An 18,180-nucleotide genomic window follows, 5' to 3' on the forward strand; every position below is an offset into this window, starting at 1 on the left:
ATTACGCATCTGTAACACACCCTTTAGATGCTGATGCTACAATTTTCGAATATTTATATAAAATTCCTTTTTTGTGCTTTAAAGTTGGTGCAACCCAATTAGCGCGTCTTGCTGCCAATTCTTCATCAGAAATTAAAACATTTATAGAGTTATCTATGGCGCTAATTCTTATTTTATCTCCTGTTTGCAACAAAGCAATTGCGCCTCCAGATTGCGCCTCTGGTGTAATATGACCTACTACAAAACCGTGTGTTCCACCAGAAAAACGACCATCAGTAATTAATGCTACAGATTTACCAAGCCCTGCTCCCATAATTAAAGAAGTAGGCTTTAACATTTCTGGCATTCCTGGACCTCCTTTCGGCCCTACATATCTTATAACAACAACATCTCCTTTAGAAACCTCTCCATTAGAAATTCCGTTATTAGCAGCTTGTTCACCATCATAAACCACTGCTTTTCCTTCGAATAACAAGCCTTCATTTCCCGAAATTTTTGCTACAGCTCCTTCCGTTGCTAAGTTTCCGTAAATAATTTGAATATTTCCAGATGATTTTAGCGCTTTGCTTTTAGGGAAAATCACATCTTGTTTTTCAAACTCCATTGCTTCTACATCGGCTAAATTCTCTGCCAATGTTTTTCCGGTTACAGTAAGACAATCGCCATGTAAAAACCCATTTTCTAATAAATACTTCATGATGGCTGGCGTACCACCAACACTATGAACATCTTCCATTAAATATTTTCCAGAAGGTTTTAAATCTGCAATTAACGGAGTTCTGTCTGAAACTCTCTGAAAATCTTCTAAAGTAAAGTCGATGCCTGCTGCATGTGCTATTGCCAAAAAGTGTAAAACTGCATTGGTAGAACCACCCAAAGCATTAACCAAAGCAACAGCATTTTCTAACGATTTTTTAGAAATAATATCTAACGGTTTTAAATCTAACTCTAATAAATTTTTTAAAGCTCTTGCTGTTCTCTCAGATTCTGATAATTTATTAGGATTTTCAGCAGGAATTGAGGAGTTAAAAGGGAGTGCAAATCCCATACATTCAATTGCTGAAGCCATAGTATTTGCAGTATACATACCACCACAAGCACCTGCGCCAGGTATGGCTCTTTTTATAATTTCTTTATATTCTTGTTCATCTATTTCACCTGCAACTTTCTGCCCAAGGGCTTCAAAAGCAGATACAATATTTAATTTTCTCCCCTTATAATTTCCAGAAGCTATCGAGCCACCATACATCATAATAGAAGGTCTATTTAAACGTAACATAGCAATTACCGCACCTGGCATATTTTTATCGCAACCAACAATTGCTACTACACCATCATAACTTTGAGCATTTACAACAGTTTCAATAGAATCTGCAATAATATCTCTAGAAACCAACGAATAATTCATTCCAGAAGTTCCCATAGAAATACCATCGGAAACTCCAATAGTATTAAAACCCAAACCTACCATTCCTGCAATATTACATTCTACTTTAACCTCGTCTTTTAAACGATTTAAATGCATATTACAAGGATTTCCATCGTACCCAGTACTAGCAATTCCTATTTGGGCCTTGCTCATATCTTCATCTGTTAAACCAACAGCATACAACATTGCTTGTGAGGCTGGCTGAGACTCGTCTTGTGTTAATCTTTTACTATGCTTATTTAATTCCATTTACTTATTACTTCAATTTAATGACTAAATTATACTATTTCACTTTTTTTATTACATATTTCGCAATACAAATAGTTACACTCAGGTATTTAAAAAAACACATAAAACGCTTATTATCAATTTTTTAACACTTATTTATTATGATACTCAATCATTGAAATAAATTCAAAAAAAAACCTTCCAAAATATCTGGAAGGTCTGTTATTATGTATATAAATATCACTTCCTTATCATGTCGTAATAAATACGATGATAATAATAGAAATGATATTTACTATTTGTTTGTGCATTTGAGTTACAAATGTAAGAAAACTGAAATTAATAAAACACATAAAATGTAGATTTATTTAAATTATTGTGCTTTGCCCAGCATGAATATTCATAAAATTCATATTACTATCTTCTTGATTAATTATATAATCTGCAATAAAATCTCCAACTTTAGAGGTTTCTGTAAAAAAATCTTTTTTGCCTTTTATATCTTCTGTGGTAATTCCTAGAACTAATGATTTTTCTACAGCTCTTTCTATTGCTTCTGCCTCATCGTGTAAGCCCAAATGTTCTAATAATAGTGCTGCTGATAAAATAGAAGCTAATGGATTTGCGGTGTCTTTGCCTTTTGCTTGCGGAAAAGACCCATGAATTGGCTCGAATAAAGCATTCTTTTCTCCAACAGAACTAGAGGCTAACAACCCTATTGAACCACCAATTACACTTGCTTCGTCTGAAATAATATCTCCGAAAAGATTTTCTGTTAAAATAACATCAAATTGTTTTGGATTTAAAATTAGTTGCATTGCAGCATTATCTACAAAAAGAAAATCTAAAGTTACATCTTTGTATTGTTTTGCAATTTCAGAAACAGTTTTTCGCCATAAACGCGATGTTTCTAAAACATTTGCTTTGTCTACCAATGTTACTTTTTTCCTTCTGTTTTGCGCTGCTTTAAAAGCTAAATGTGTAATTCTAGAAATTTCGTCTACCGAATACAAGCATGCGTCATAGGCAGATAAACCATCTTTACTTACCTCTTTTTTACCGAAGTAAATACCGCCAGTTAGTTCTCTATAAATTACAATATCAGTTCCTTGAATAACTTCTTTTTTAAGCGGTGAATTTTCAATTAATTGATTGTAGGCTTTTATAGGGCGAACATTACAAAAAAGTCCTAATTCTTTTCTTAGCTTAAGCAATCCTTGTTCTGGCCTTACTTTTGCTTCTGGATTATTGTCATATTTTAAATCGCCAATAGCACCAAATAAAATAGCATCTGCTGCTTTACAAATATCAATTGTCTTGTCTGGTAAAGGGTTTCCAGTAGCTTCTATGGCACAAGCACCCATTTGTGCTTCTTTATATAAAAACACGTGGTTGTAAGCGTAAGCAACAGCATCTAATGCTTTTTTTGCTTGATTGGTAACCTCTGGGCCAATACCATCTCCAGGAATTACTGCAATTGTATATTTCATCTTTATTACTGTATGTTAGTTGTTAACAAAGGTAGCTGCATTTCTAATAATAAAAATTATTAAAGTGATACAGCCACCATTGAAGACAAATTTTTAATGGTTTACACCATTGCTATTTTAGAAATTTTATTTACTTGTTTCATTATTTGATGAATATCGTCATCTTTTACTTCTTTTTGAACATCGGCCGTTTTTAAGAAAGATGTATATGCACTGTCTAATTGTACTTTGGTTAATTCGTAGCCAATTTTTTTGGCTCTGTATGCCAATGCAGCTCTACCACTTCTGGCTGTTAAAACTATAGCACTTTCTGTAACACCAACATCTTCGGGATTCATAATTTCATAGGTTTCACGGTTTTTTATAACTCCGTCTTGATGTATTCCAGAACTATGTGCAAAAGCGTTGGCACCTACAATAGCTTTATTTGGTTGTACTGGCATTCCCATACTTTCCCTAACCAAAATACTAGTATCGTATAATAATTTTGTATTGATAGAAGTTTCTAAATTTAAGTAAGGGTGTTGCTTAAGCACCATTACAACTTCTTCTAAAGCGGTGTTTCCTGCACGCTCACCAATACCGTTTATTGTGCACTCAATTTGACGTGCACCATTAATAACTCCTGAAATTGAATTGGCAGTTGCTAAACCTAAATCGTTATGACAATGACACGATAAAATGACATTATCTACCCCTTTAACATGCTCTTTTAAATACTTAATTTTTGCGCCATACTCTTCTGGCAAACAATAACCTGTAGTATCTGGTATATTTAAAACAGTTGCACCAGCTTTAATAACTTCTTCGCATACTTTTGCTAGAAACTCATTATCGGTTCTACCTGCATCTTCTGCATAAAACTCTACATCTTCTACAAAAGATTTGGCATATTTTACTGCCCTTACAGCCCGTTCTATCACCTTATCTCTTGTAGAGTTAAATTTAAATTTTATATGAGAATCACTAGTACCAATACCAGTGTGTATTCTTGGGTATTTTGCATAATTAAGTGCTTCTGCTGCTACTTTAATATCATTTTCTACCGCGCGTGTTAATCCACAAACTGTAGCATTTTTTACAATTTTAGCAATTTCAGAAACAGAAGTAAAATCTCCAGGACTAGATACTGGGAAACCAGCTTCAATTACATTTACCCCTAATAAATCTAATCTTTCTGCAATTACCAATTTTTGTTTAGTGTCTAATTTACATCCCGGAACTTGTTCTCCATCTCTTAATGTAGTATCGAAAATTTGTACTTGATTGTCTTGCATAATTTTTTAAAGATTATCTTTATAGTTAAATCAAATGTATATCTTGTGCACTAAATTTGTGCAAAAAAAAAGGAAGTATATACGATTTCTAGCACGACTAAATAAATGATAAAAAACTAATAAACAATTACTTATGAGCAAAATCATTACATCCGCCAATCAGCAAAATGATGCTCTTTTTGTATTAATAAAGTCTTTAACTAAGTCAGAAAAAAGACAATTTAATTTATATGTTGGTCGACTTGGTGGTAATATTGATGCAAAATTTTTCTCTTTATTTAAGTTTTTAGAAAAGCTAAAAGTGTATGATGAAAAGGTAATTATTGGTAGTGGCATTGTTTCTAAACAACAACTTTCTAATTTAAAAGCACATTTATACAAACAAATTTTAATTAGTTTACGTTTAAACCCAGCGCATAAAAATATTAGAATTCAAATTAGAGAGCAATTAGATTTTGCTACCGTATTGTACCAAAAAGGGCTTTACAAACAGAGCTTAAAACTTTTAGACAAAGCGAAGAATTTAGCACTAGAAAATGAAGAAAAAAATATTGCTTATGAAATTGTAGAATTAGAAAAAGTTATAGAAACTCAATACATTACTCGAAGTTTAAGCAACCGTGCAGACCAACTTTCTATACAGGCAAAAGAACTGAGTCAGCACAACGTAATTGCAAGTAAATTATCTAATTTATCTTTACAATTATACAGCTATTTATTGCAAAGTGGTTATGTAAAAAATGAAAAGGAACTTGCGTTTGTAAATACTTATTTTGAAGAAAGATTACCAAAATACAAGTATAAAAACCTAGGTTTTAGAGAAAAATTATGGTTATATAAAGCACATTTATGGCATAGTTTTTTAACACAAGATTTTTTGCAAAGCTATAAGTATGCTAGCAAATGGGTAAGCTTGTTTCGAAAAAACACCAAACTTATAAACCTGCATCCTGTTTTTTATTTAAAAGGTATTAACTATTTATTAGAAGCATGTTTCTTTGTGAAAAAAACATCTACTTTTAAAGAGGAATTGGCATTGTTTGAAAAAGATATTGCTTCGAAAAACATTCCACTAAACACAAATACCGAACTACTTATTTTCGAATATTTATATGCCAATAAACTCCATTTACATTTTTTAGAAGGCACTTTTTCTGAAGGGGAATATTTGGTAGCTAACATCAACGAAAAAATTGAGACATATAAAAACAGATTGGACAATCATTATGTGGTGATGCTTTATTATAAAATTGCTTGTTTGTATTTTGGAATGGGAAAAAATGAGCTTTGCATTACTTATTTACAAAAAATTATTAGCTCTAAAGATATCGGCTCTGCAGAAGACTTACAGTGTTTTGCCAGAATTTTAAACCTTATTGCTCATTATGAGTGTGGCTTAGATTATGACTTAGAAAGGCAGTTTTTAGATACTTATAAATTTCTATTAAAAATGGAAAATTTACAAGAAGTACAAAAAGTATTTCTTACTTCTATAAGAGATTTAAGTGATGTTTTTCCGCATGAAATAAAAAATGAATTCAAGAAAATTTATTCAAAACTTAAAAAATTTGAGAATCATCCCTACGAAAAAAGAGCCTTTTTATACTTAGATATTTTGTCGTGGTTAGAAAGTAAAATTGAAAACAAACCAATAGCAGTTATCATTAAAGAAAAATCAAAATTAATTACTAAATAATAGTAAATTCGTTTTTTACGAGTAGTTATTTTTACAAAACAACATAAATTAAGGAGTTTTTAAAAAAAATTACTAATTGCTGTTGCTAAATTAAATAATTACAATACTTTTGCTTTGTGAGTATAAATAAGCAACATACAAATTTCTTCAAAACCATCTCTTTGGTTGGTATGTCTATGCAAACAACTACTCGCACTACTACAACAATTACCCTTTAGGGGTTGTTTATTTGCATATAAAATTTAGGGTACACATATTTTCGAATTCATCGAATACAAAAATTATATATTAATTTTCATTAAAATAAAAAAATGAAAGTATTAAAGTTTGGAGGCTCTTCTGTAGCCAACTCAGAAAACATCAAAAAAGTTTTACACATTGTTAAAGAAGCATCAGAAAAAGAAAAAATTGTAGTAGTGGTTTCTGCCTTTGGCAAAACCACCGATGCTCTTTTAGAGGCTTCTAAGGATGCATTAACAAACCTAGAGGCAGCAAAAAAAAGAGTATCGGCTATAAAAGTTCATCATTTTGAAATTATCGATACATTATTATCAACCAATAAAAAAGAAGTTCAAGATCATATAACTGCTTTATTTGATAGACTTTATGCAATTTATGATGGTATTTTTTTATTGCAAGAATTATCTGACAAAACAACTGCCAAAGTAGTTAGTTTTGGTGAGCGTTTATCTTCATTAATTATTGCCAATGCCGCAAATGAGATAATGAATGCATCGCACAAAAAAAGTACTGAACTGATATACACAAATAATGATTATTTAAATGCTCAAGTAAACTTTAAAAAAACCAATGAAAAAATACGCGACTACTTAAGCAAAAACTCTTTTCAGGTTACAATTTTAGGTGGTTTTATTGCAACCAATAACGCGCATGAAATTACCACACTTGGTAGAGGTGGTTCAGATTATACTGCAGCTATTTATGCTGCCGCGCTAGCTGCTAGTGAGCTTCAAATATGGACAGACGTTTCGGGAATGTATACTGCAAACCCTCGTATTGTTAAACAAGCGTATCCTATTTCAGAAATTTCGTACGAGGAAGCTATGGAGTTATCTCATTTTGGTGCTAAAGTTCTTTATCCGCCAACAATACAACCAGCCTTAAGAAAAGAAATTCCTATTCGAATAAAAAACACCTTTAAACCCGAAAAAAAAGGGACACTAATTCGTAAGAATTTACAGACAAAAAATGGCGTTAAAGGCATTTCTTACATAGAAAACATTTGCCTAATTACCTTAGAAGGAGGAGGTATGGTAGGTGTGCCTGGCTTTTCTAAACGCTTGTTCGAAACACTTTCTGGAGCTGCCATAAACGTTGCTTTTATAACTCAAGCATCTTCTGAACACTCTATATGCGTTGGTATTTACGAACAAGACGCTCATAAAGCAAAACAACTTTTAGACGATACTTTTTCAATTGAAATAACACGAAAAAAAATTAAACCGATCATCATAGAAAAAGAGTTGGCTATTATAGCAGTGGTAGGAGAAAGTATGAAAAATCATCAAGGCTTAAGCGGACAAATGTTTAGTGCCTTAGGAAGAAATAACGTAAATATTAGGGCGATAGCTCAAGGATCATCAGAAAAAAATATTTCTGCGGTGATACATAAAAATAATGCCAAGAAAGCATTAAACACGTTACACGAGCAGTTTTTTGAAGAAAAAACAAAACAACTTAATCTTTTTATTACCGGTGTAGGAAATGTTGGCGAAAAATTTTTAGCCCAAATTGCTCAACAAAAAAAATATTTAAAAGAAAATTTAAAACTTAATATTCGAGTGATTGGCTTGTCTAATTCTAAAAAAATGGTTTTTGATGATGACGGAATTTCACTAAAAAACTGGAAAGAAGTATTAAATAATGGAACCAAAGCTAGCTTAGATGACTTTTTTAATCAAGTAAAAAAAAGGAACCATCGAAATAGTGTTTTTGTAGACAATACTGCAAATAAACAAGTTTCGGAAATTTACCATAAATACCTTAAAGAAAGTATCTCTGTGGTTACTTGCAACAAAATTGCATGTGCATCGGAATACAATAACTATAAAAATTTAAAGGAAATTTCTAGAAAATACAATGCCTCTTTTTTGTTTGAAACTAATGTAGGAGCAGGTTTACCTATTATAGATACCTTAAAAAACCTTATAAATTCTGGAGATAGAATACATAAAATTCAAGCGGTACTGTCGGGTAGTTTAAATTTTGTATTTAACCACTTTGAGGAAACTACTACTTTTAGCAAAATAGTGGCAGAGGCTCAAAAAGAAGGGTATACAGAACCTGATCCTAAAATTGATTTAAGTGGAATTGATGTTGCCAGAAAAATATTAATTTTAGCAAGAGAAAGTGGCTATCAATTAGAATTAGAAGAAATAGAAAACAATTCTTTTTTACCCAATGAAAGTCTAAAAACTAGCTCTAACGATGCGTTTTATAAATCTTTAGAGAAGCATGAAAATCATTTTCAACAATTATTTGCTAATGCTAAAAAAGAAAATTCTCGACTAAAATATGTGGCAGAATTTTCTAATGGAAAAGCAAAAGTTGGCTTGCAACATATTTCGGTAACGCATCCTTTTTATAATTTAGAGGGAAGTGATAATATTGTTCTTTTTTATACGGATAGGTATCCTAAAAACCCTTTAATAATAAAAGGTGCTGGTGCTGGTGCAGAAGTTACAGCTTCTGGTATTTTTGCAGATGTTATAAGAATTGGAAACGATTAATTTTTGCCAATTATAAGAGGTACTAAAAATAAAAAAATGAATTATTTAAAAATATTTTCTCCTGCTACTGTGGCAAATGTTTCCTGCGGATTCGACTCTATGGGCTTTGCATTAGATACTATTGGAGACGAAATGACATTTACAAAAACCCAAAAAAAAGGAGTTACAATAACGCAAATTTCTGGAGCAAAATTACCCTATAATGTTCAAGAAAATGCTGCTGGTGCAGTGGTACAAAAAATGCTGCAAGAAACAAAAGCTCCTTTTGGTATAGCACTTACCATTCATAAAGGTTTTACACCTGGTAGTGGTTTAGGAAGCTCTGCGGCAAGTGCTGCAGGCGCAGCCTTCGGAACTAATCAATTTTTACAAAAAAAATATACTAATTTAGAACTTACCAAATTGGCAATGTTTGGCGAAAAAGTTGCATGCGGAACTGAAATAGCAGACAATGTTGCCGCAGCTATTTTTGGTGGTTTTGTATTGGTTAGGAGCTATCATCCATTAGAAATTATAAAATTACCTGTTCCTAAAAAACTTCGTGTTGTTGCCATACACCCACAAATAGAAATAAAAACACAGGATGCTAGAGAGGTTTTGCCAAAAAATATTGCGTTAAAAGACGGAATTACACAGTGGGCAAATGTGGGCGGTTTGGTAAGCGGACTCTATACAGACAATTACCAACTAATTAGCAATTCTTTGGTTGATGTGGTTGCCGAACCAGCAAGAAAAGCTTTAATTCCTTTTTTTGATTCGGTTAAGAAAAACGCTTTAAAAGCAGGTGCCCTAGGTGCGGGAATTAGTGGTTCTGGCCCTACAATTTTTGCCTTGTGCGAAGGTGATGAAATAGCATCTAAGGTCCAAAAAGTAATTACCGAAACGTATTCGAAAACTAAAATCGATTTTCGTGTTTTTAATTCAAAAATAAATGCTGCCGGAATTAAAATAATCGAATAACTAATAGCGCTTTAAAACATATCAACCAGAAAAAATAAAAAAATGAACTACTATAGTTTGCATCATAAATCGCCAAAAACTAACTTTAAAAATGCCGTAATTGAAGGGCTGGCAAAAGACAGAGGTATTTATTTTCCTGAAAAAATTACCCCTTTGCCTAAAAATTTTATCGATAATATTACCAATTATTCCAATCATGAAATTGCTTTTGAAGTAATTAAACAGTTTGTAGGAGACGAAATTCCGCCTACGGCTTTAAAAGAGATAATTTCTAAAACCCTCTCTTTTGATTTTCCGATAGTAGAAATAGAAAACAACATCGCCTCTTTAGAACTTTTTCATGGCCCTACCATGGCTTTTAAAGATGTAGGAGCTAAATTTATGGCAGAATGTTTGGCATATTTTAACAACGATAAGGAAACGGAAATAACTGTGCTTGTGGCAACATCTGGTGATACCGGTGGTGCAGTTGCTAATGGGTTTTTAGAAGCAAAAGGCATTAAAGTAGTTATTCTTTATCCCTCGGGAAAAGTAAGTAATATTCAAGAAAAACAACTGACTACTTTGGGTAAAAACATTACCGCAATTGAAGTAAATGGAGTTTTTGATGATTGCCAAGAAATGGTAAAAACTGCCTTTTTAGATGAGGACATTTCCAGAAAATTAACTTCTGCAAACTCCATAAATATTGCGCGTTGGCTGCCACAAATGTTCTACTTTTTCTTTGCTTATAAAACACTAAAGAAAAAAAATAAAGAACTCGTATTTTCTGTTCCTAGTGGTAATTTTGGAAATATATGTGCGGGAGTGCTTGCCCAAAAATTAGGGCTACCAATTAAACATTTTATTGCAGCTACAAATATAAATGACACCGTACCGAACTACTTGCAGAAAGGGCAATACCAACCCAAACCATCTAAAGCAACCATTTCTAATGCTATGGATGTTGGAAATCCAAGTAATTTTATTAGAATTGAAGAATTGTTTCAAAATAATATAGAAACACTTAAAAAAGTTTTTTCTTCTTTTAGTTTCTCGGATGAAGAGACAACTAAAACCATGGAAACTGTTTATAAAAAAACAGGTTATATTGCAGAACCTCATGGTGCTGTTGGCTATTTAGGTTTAAAGAAACACCAATTAAAGGACACTGAATTTGGTGTATTTCTAGAGACTGCACATCCAGTAAAATTTTTAGATATTGTAGAGAAAACACTTCCCATAAAAGTGCCTATTCCGCCTCAAATAAAAAAAATACTACACAAAGAAAAAGTAGCTATTCAAATAAATGAATACAAAGAGCTAAAAGCTTACTTGCAAAATAATCAACCTTAAAAATACGTTTTTTAAATAAAATAATTTCTTAATCCTAACATCTATGAGAAAATATACATTAACGATACGTTTATTAGCTTTAAATGTCATTTTTATAGCTTGTGCTAAAACTACTATTCAAAAAACAAGTATACCAAAAGTTATTATAGATAGTTACGAAAATATGCGAAACTACAGAACTGGCAAGTTTATCTATTTTGCAGATGCGGCTGTTTTTGAAGACTGTGAAACTGGCGTAAAACATGCTGTAAAACCAAAAGAAGGAACTTATGAAAATACGGAAGGCTATTTAGCATTAGAAAAGTATTACAGTACCAACGTAAAAGAACCCGGAACACCAATTTATATAGAGTTAGAAGGTTATAATGTTTCTAAAAACCCCGAAGTAGAGGGCTGGAAAAACACCATTATTCCCACCGTTTTTAAAGTTATAAAAAAAGAAGAAAGTGGCTGTAAGTAGTTTTTGCTGATAAAAAACAGAAGCTCTTTGACACATCAAAGAGCTTCTTATTTACAGATAACATTCCACAGTATTATCTAACTTAAAATATTTGTAGAATTACAAACCCACATCATAAAAATGAATTGAGTTTAACAGATGTTTAATGCTTTTTTTTAAACCTTATTTCGTTTTAGGTAATGAATCCAAAAGCCAAACATATCTCTAGTTCAATTCTACTACTTCTTCTTTTTCAGTTGTTTATTTATATGTATATCTGTACCTGATTGAGTTTGCTTAATACATCAAATTTATTATTTTTAAACTTATAAATATGTTCATTAAATGTTCATTTGTTTTTATTAAATTTACGTATGATTTATCTTTTAGGTAGCGTATTATTATTTTCTTTAAACAACCTACTTTGGTCGAACTATGTAAAAAAAGAAAGTCTTTTTAAATTGATTCGTAAAAGAGCTTTTTTTACCACTACTTTTACGGGGATCATTTTGGTGTATGTATTTTTTAATACTGATTTTGAGCTTCAAAAAAACCTTTTAAATCTATTGCCAATTAGTATTCTTGGTTTTATAGGTTTGGTTTGTTTGGTAAAGGGTTTCAAAAACGGAAGTATTATAGAGTTTTCTGTATATAGCCTGCTTCTAGTATTAATAATTGGAATTATTGGAGAGAAAACAAATACTTTAGTTGTTTTGTCTAGGCCATGGCCAATTATATTGGTTTTTTTTGGGTATTTCTATTTCATTTACAAAAAATTCAAAATCAAAAAAAATAAAAACATTTTTGTTGCTCATATTTATTTTTTAATAGCTCATATTTGCTTTGGTTGTTTGTTGTATTTACAATGGCTATTATTAGAAAATACACCCAATGTAGTAATTGCATTTTCTCAAGAGTTAACAGTGTTAATTTTAGCTAGCACTATTCATTTATATAAACCCAATAAAAAAAAACGACCTAATTATATAAAAAAATGGGAGTACGCCCTTTTTGCTTTACCAATAAGTTTAGCTGTTATATTAGGTTTAGAGGGTTTAAAATCTACACACCCTTTTCATTACACCTTAATAGGTTTACTAACACCCGTAATAACAGTATTATTGGATGTTATAATTAATAAAGAAACACTTAAAGCAGATGCTGTAATAGGAATCTTAACCATGCTTAGTGGTTTAATATGGTTTTACTTTTAACTATAATACCATAATAGTATGAAACAATTTGAAGAACTATTACGAAACGACATTGAAAAAACTATTGGGTTTAGAATAGTATCAACTACAGAAGCTAGAGCACTTTTAAGTTTGCTATTAGAAACTGATATTACAACTGTAAGTTTAAGCACTATAAGAAGATTCTGGGGACTTATACCAAAAAGAAAAGCTAGTAAAAATACCGTTAACACACTCTCTATTTTTCTAGGCTATAAATCTTTTTATGATTATATAAAACATAAAAATAGATTTGACCATTTGTATACAGATATTAAAATTCAACAATTAAAGCATAAAGACTCTTTGAGTGCTAATGATTTTAAATTTATAGAATCTTTATACTATAAATATGGGCAAATCAACTTTATCATGTCATTATTTGAACATGCTATTCTATTAGAAAAGTGGAATTATATTGAACAGTTATTTGATGATTCTCAAAATAAATTATTGCAACTTAAAGACCATCGAAATACTTTTATAGTAGGTTTTGCTTATCAAGTTTCCATCTATTTAAATTCGATACCTACTCCTCTGTTTGAAAAAATTATTACGAAACTGTTAAAAATTAAAAACTTTAAAATTAACGCTATATACATTTATATAGATATTATAAATATTAACTATAGGTATGGTAAAATTTTAGAGATTATTAAATCGCACACAAATGAAACTCAAGAAAAACTTTTCTTACGATTAATACTCAATTTAAGAACTTTTTTAAACGGGAATAAACCAGAAATATTTGAAATTCCAGATACACAACTAAGTTGCATGCCAGATGTTCTTAAAGGGCGTTATTATGGTTTCCAGATTTTATGTTCTCAAGAACATAATGATAAAAAAAGAGCTGCTCATTATCTAAAATTGTTTAAAAGTAAAATTACTCCACAAACCTACATTCGTAATTATTTACATGAATTTATTCATCATTTATTGTTAGCTAAAAGATTTGATATGTTAGATGAAATTATAAAAGAATTTTACGACATAATAACAGATGAATACTATACACATTCTAATTTAGATCTTTTTATTATAAATATCAATGAAATAATTTACAACTTAAAAAGTGATAATTATAGAATAGCAAAACGCCTATTTATAAACCTTAACAAAGAAAAAATTAGTTTTGGCTCTCATTGGGATTATTACCTTGTTTTCTATCACATTATGGGTTATCATATTTCTAAAGAAAGTGAAGATAAAAAGCAACACCAGTTAGCATATTGTAACTTTGCTAAAACTTCTAAATTCAAGCGTTTTGATAAACAATATTTAATCAACTATTTAGATTAGTTTTTTACCGAGAATTTAATAAGCACAAATAATGTATGAATTAAAGAATGATACAAATCAAAAAAAAACCTTCAATATTTGTTGAAGGCTCTTCTTTTTGTGAAAAATTACTTTTTTATTATTCTTTTTACTAAATGTTTATCTTTAGTTGTTACTTTAAAGAAGTAATGCCCTGCAGATAATGTAGTAGTATTAATCTTATTTGTGCCTATATCTATTTTCTTTTTCATAATCATTTTCCCATACATATCAAAAACTTCTAGAAGAAGTTCTTCATTAAAATTGATGTAATAAAAGTGTTCTACTGGATTTGGATACATGGTTAAATTAGGTAGAGTATTATCTGTAGAACTTAAGGTATTTGTTGTTCCTAACAATGTAATATTTTCATTTTCAATTAAATAATATAAGGTTTCAGGCGCTCCTTTATTTCCATTAGGATCGGTAATGGATAAGTTAAATTTGTATACTCCATTCGATAAAGAAGAAATATCCAAATCAGTTAACCTAGTCTCTTCAGCATTTAAATTTCCTGTAAAACTTAAGGTAGTTATATTGCTAGTTTTAGAGGACACCCCATCTAAATTAATATTTAAATTATAAGAACCCCCAACATCTTGAGTCTCAATAACAACATCTACCGTAAACTCATCTAAAGAGCTTGTGCCATCGTTTTGCAGGTTTGTTCTGGTATAATAAGCAGAAGGATATACTACATCTTTAGTGTATGCAGTTGTTTTTGTTGCAATTAATTTATCTTCAGAATCAGTAAGCTGAACCGTAAGATTTACTTCACCGTCTAGAATACCTGTTGTGTTTAAATTTTCTATAATTTGTTCATCAGCACTTAATGTGCCTTCACTTCTTACAACAGCTCCACCACCAAATCTAGAATAAATAGTAGCTACATAATTTAAACCTGTACAGGGTTTACAAGACATTTTTGCTTTAATAGCATTTACATTACCTGCGTTAATTACCTTATCAGTTATTTCAATTTCTAAGGCTTCCTCTAATTGAATATCAGATTCTATAATATCGAAACGAACATATTCTTCAAAATTATAACTTCTCGTATTTCCAACTTTATCTAATATTACAATGTCTGAAATACCCCAAACACCTGGTGCGGAACCTTGTGGTAGTACTAAGTCAAATCTATAATTACGCCATTTATTATCTAAAACAGGCTCAGTATCTGCCAAATCTAAGTCTGGATGATTCATAGTGGTATTACCTGTTTGGAAACCATACTTTTTCCCTTGAGGGTCTCTAAGTAGTAAAGAAACTGAATAAACACCCGCTTCATATCCGGGAAAATCAGATAAATCTCTAGCGTTAAAATTAATATCTACTCTGGTTTCACCGTTTGGAGCTTGAGGATTGGTAGGTTCTGCAACAACAGTTATATTGTTTAAATCTATCTCTGGCTTTACAATATCTGGATATTTTGTCTCGACATAAACAGAGTCTTTAACAGCACCAAAATTATTAAAATTATTAATCCAACCATTGTTATCTGGATTATTAGAAAATTGAACCCAACTATTATTACCTGCTGGGTCTGCAGTTATAAGTGCCGTTGTTGCATAATATCCTGAAGGGTAATATTCTGGGATATACATATAACCCACATTCACTTTAATAGTGTCTTGAGGGTTAATAGTTTGAGAATTAACTTCCTTGTAATAAGTTTCTGCTTGGTCTGGGTTTGGGAAATCTATCCTTGAATAATCTCCATTATACTTAAGTGGAGTGTTTATTTCCTCCCATTTTGATACAATTTTTATAGCTTGCCCTGGCTCTCCATTCGGATCTATCTCTCCATTCGCATTAAAAGTACTATCTATAACTGATAGATTGTAGTCCAAAAATTTAGGAGGAATAAGATCTTCTAATGGGCTTGAGATAAATAGTTTTGCTCCTACTGTAGAAGTGTTTTCGTATCTGGCATTTCGAACTTGATCATAAATTTTTGCAGAACTCAGGTTCCAATAACCATTTTTTGCATATTTACTCAACGTAGCTGAACCAACAAGTACAGAGTCTAGATACCCATTTTTTGGTGTTAATCGTATATCAAATATAGTTCCTATAGAAGAAGAAAATCTTGTATACACCTCTGTAGCACCATCTATTGCAGGATTTTCTGAAGCTAAACGAACTTCCATAGTTATTGTTTTATCTTCTTCTGGTGCTCCTTCTACTTTTAAATCTAGCTCTACAATTTTACCCGGAAAAGTATAGTCAGGGTATAAATTATACACTGTAAAGGTTAAGTCTTCTCTTATGATAGATACATAACGTGTACCATGCATAATACGGTCTCTTATAAACTCATACTTTTTTTGAGATACATTTATTAAACGATCTGGATTGGTTAAATAAATAGCAATCGACTCTGCCATATCCTCATTCGGATTTTTTAAGTGCGCATAGGCTGATACAAATTCTGTAGTGTTATAAGTAGACCAACCACTAGCAGAAGTTGGATCTTCAAACCAACCACCAAGCTCAGTCCAATCTTTTTTAGTGGTATCATCAAAAGTATATTCCCATAAAAAATGTGCTTTTTCATGTAAAATTAAACGTCTTACATCACTTAAATTACTCCCAATAAAAGCTTTAGACATAAATTCTATAGTTTTTAAACCCGTCCAAGCTATTGCGGCTGCTTGCTTGTATGCAGGATCTGGATGATCTTGTCCGTCTATTCTACGAACTATATATTTTAATCCTTCTTGTTTATGAAAACCTTCGGGTAATTCTTCGAACATACTTAATATTTCTAATTTTTCTGTTTTATAAAAATCTTGAAAATTAGAATTATCATCTCCCATATAAGTGCCATTATCTTCTTTAAAAACTTGAGCAAATTGACTAGGTTTTACAAATTGTATTCCAAAACTTTCTTCTGCTAACCAATTTAAAACCTCCTCTTTGTTCCCAAAATCTGTAATAAAATTAACAACTGTGTGGTATAATCTTTTTGAATAAAATTTACCACGTATACCATCTAATTTTACAATTTGAGGATTTGCATAAGTAAAAGCACTTTGGCTTACAGTAGCATAAGGAACTTCTCCATCATTATTTATAGTAATATCATCAGGAAGTTCGTTATCAGTTAACATAAATACACCTCTAACGTTTTCTCCAGAACTAAAATCTATAGTACTTCCTTCTCCAAACGGATTATAAGGTAAATTTGAAAACATTTTGTACAAGCGATAACTGTCTTCTTTACTCCAAGGTTTAATAGAGTCTGACAATACTACTCCGTATGCTGTTCTTAACTTTATAGAGGAAAAATCTGAAGGTACACTTACTGTATCGTTAAGAACTACAATTTCACTTGGTTCTGCAACGTAAGATTGTGTGGAATGCCCTGCTGCTGAACCATCATCTACCCAGTTATAAGTAAAATCTCCTTCTGTAGCTTCAGTTAAAGTAAACAAAACAGAACTTACAGTGGGAATTTTAACAACTTTTTGAGAAGGATAGGTGTACCCTGTTGCATCAAGTTTCACTGCCCATTCACCACTATCTAAAGTAAAGTCAACCGAAGCTGTATTACCATCATTGTATTTTGCATATTTTTTTATGAGTTGTTCAGCCCCTTTTTGAACAATAACTGTTATAGAATCATTCTCTTTAATACCATCAACTCTTACAGTGAATTGGGCATTCACTAAAAAAGAAAAAAATAAGAGAGAAATACAAAGGTTATTTTTTAGCATACTTAAATTTTAACACTAATTATTTTCTAAAAGTAACACAAAATTATAGAATTTTCCTTTGAAAATTAAAAAATTCTAACAATTTGAGAATTGAAGAAGCACTTACATCTAATGATATACAAATTTTAAATATAATAGAATCCAATTATTCTAACCTACCTCAGTGATGCAAATCTAATGAGAAATAATAACTGAAAATGGGAGGTATTATTACAACAGAATACTCTTTTTGTCGAACCTCAAATTTGAAACCAATATTTAGATTAATCCGTTAATTTACATGTATTAAGGATGATTCCAAT

Annotated in this window: 11 protein-coding genes; 7 read left to right on the forward strand and 4 right to left on the reverse strand. The window is 31.0% G+C overall.

Translation table 11 applies throughout. The features are described 5' to 3' along the window. Position 1: 1 nt before the first annotated feature. The 3 genes from ilvD to WHD54_RS05380 form a co-directional block, all read right to left on the reverse strand. Positions 2–1,678 carry a dihydroxy-acid dehydratase gene (gene ilvD / locus WHD54_RS05370; protein WP_088324007.1) on the reverse strand — a complete coding sequence of 559 codons (1,677 nt, stop codon included), beginning with the start codon at positions 1,676–1,678 and terminating at the stop codon, positions 2–4. A gap of 347 nt (positions 1,679–2,025) precedes the next feature. Continuing rightward, positions 2,026–3,147: a 3-isopropylmalate dehydrogenase gene (gene leuB, locus WHD54_RS05375; protein ID WP_088324006.1), complete on the reverse strand. Its 1,122-nt coding sequence runs from the start codon at positions 3,145–3,147 to the stop codon at positions 2,026–2,028. Positions 3,148–3,248: 101 nt separating this feature from the next. Further along, complete coding sequence (locus tag WHD54_RS05380) at positions 3,249–4,424, reverse strand: 2-isopropylmalate synthase (RefSeq protein ID WP_088324005.1); 1,176 nt, start codon at positions 4,422–4,424, stop codon at positions 3,249–3,251. 133 nt (positions 4,425–4,557) lie between these two features. Between WHD54_RS05380 and WHD54_RS05385 the strand changes: the two genes are divergently transcribed. From WHD54_RS05385 to WHD54_RS05415, 7 genes are all read left to right on the forward strand, one after another. Continuing rightward, on the forward strand, positions 4,558–6,120 hold the full coding sequence (locus tag WHD54_RS05385) for a hypothetical protein (RefSeq protein ID WP_088324004.1): 1,563 nt from the start codon (positions 4,558–4,560) through the stop codon (positions 6,118–6,120). A gap of 311 nt (positions 6,121–6,431) precedes the next feature. Next, positions 6,432–8,870, forward strand: coding sequence for a bifunctional aspartate kinase/homoserine dehydrogenase I (gene thrA, locus WHD54_RS05390; RefSeq protein ID WP_088324003.1), 2,439 nt, complete (start codon positions 6,432–6,434; stop codon positions 8,868–8,870). Between the two features lie 36 nt (positions 8,871–8,906). Next, positions 8,907–9,830 carry a homoserine kinase gene (locus WHD54_RS05395; protein ID WP_088324139.1) on the forward strand — a complete coding sequence of 308 codons (924 nt, stop codon included), beginning with the start codon at positions 8,907–8,909 and terminating at the stop codon, positions 9,828–9,830. Positions 9,831–9,872: 42 nt separating this feature from the next. Beyond that, the gene (thrC, locus tag WHD54_RS05400; RefSeq protein WP_088324002.1) at positions 9,873–11,165 is read left to right on the forward strand and encodes a threonine synthase; all 1,293 of its coding nucleotides are present in this window, start codon (positions 9,873–9,875) and stop codon (positions 11,163–11,165) included. 43 nt (positions 11,166–11,208) lie between these two features. Next, complete coding sequence (locus WHD54_RS05405; RefSeq protein ID WP_088324001.1) at positions 11,209–11,625, forward strand: hypothetical protein; 417 nt, start codon at positions 11,209–11,211, stop codon at positions 11,623–11,625. A gap of 353 nt (positions 11,626–11,978) precedes the next feature. After that, a complete protein-coding gene (locus tag WHD54_RS05410; protein ID WP_088324000.1) occupies positions 11,979–12,818 on the forward strand; it encodes an EamA family transporter in 840 nt (279 codons plus the stop codon). Between the two features lie 18 nt (positions 12,819–12,836). After that, entirely contained in the window at positions 12,837–14,138 is a 1,302-nt protein-coding gene (locus tag WHD54_RS05415) for a hypothetical protein (RefSeq protein WP_088323999.1), read from the forward strand. 107 nt (positions 14,139–14,245) lie between these two features. On the opposite strand, the gene WHD54_RS05420 is transcribed toward WHD54_RS05415, so the two are convergent. After that, positions 14,246–17,878 (reverse strand): T9SS type A sorting domain-containing protein, encoded by a 3,633-nt coding sequence (locus WHD54_RS05420; protein WP_088323998.1) that lies wholly within the window; start codon positions 17,876–17,878, stop codon positions 14,246–14,248. Positions 17,879–18,180: the final 302 nt, after the last annotated feature.

Origin of the sequence: Polaribacter tangerinus (assembly GCF_038024095.1) — a bacterium.
Classification (GTDB): domain Bacteria; phylum Bacteroidota; class Bacteroidia; order Flavobacteriales; family Flavobacteriaceae; genus Polaribacter; species Polaribacter tangerinus.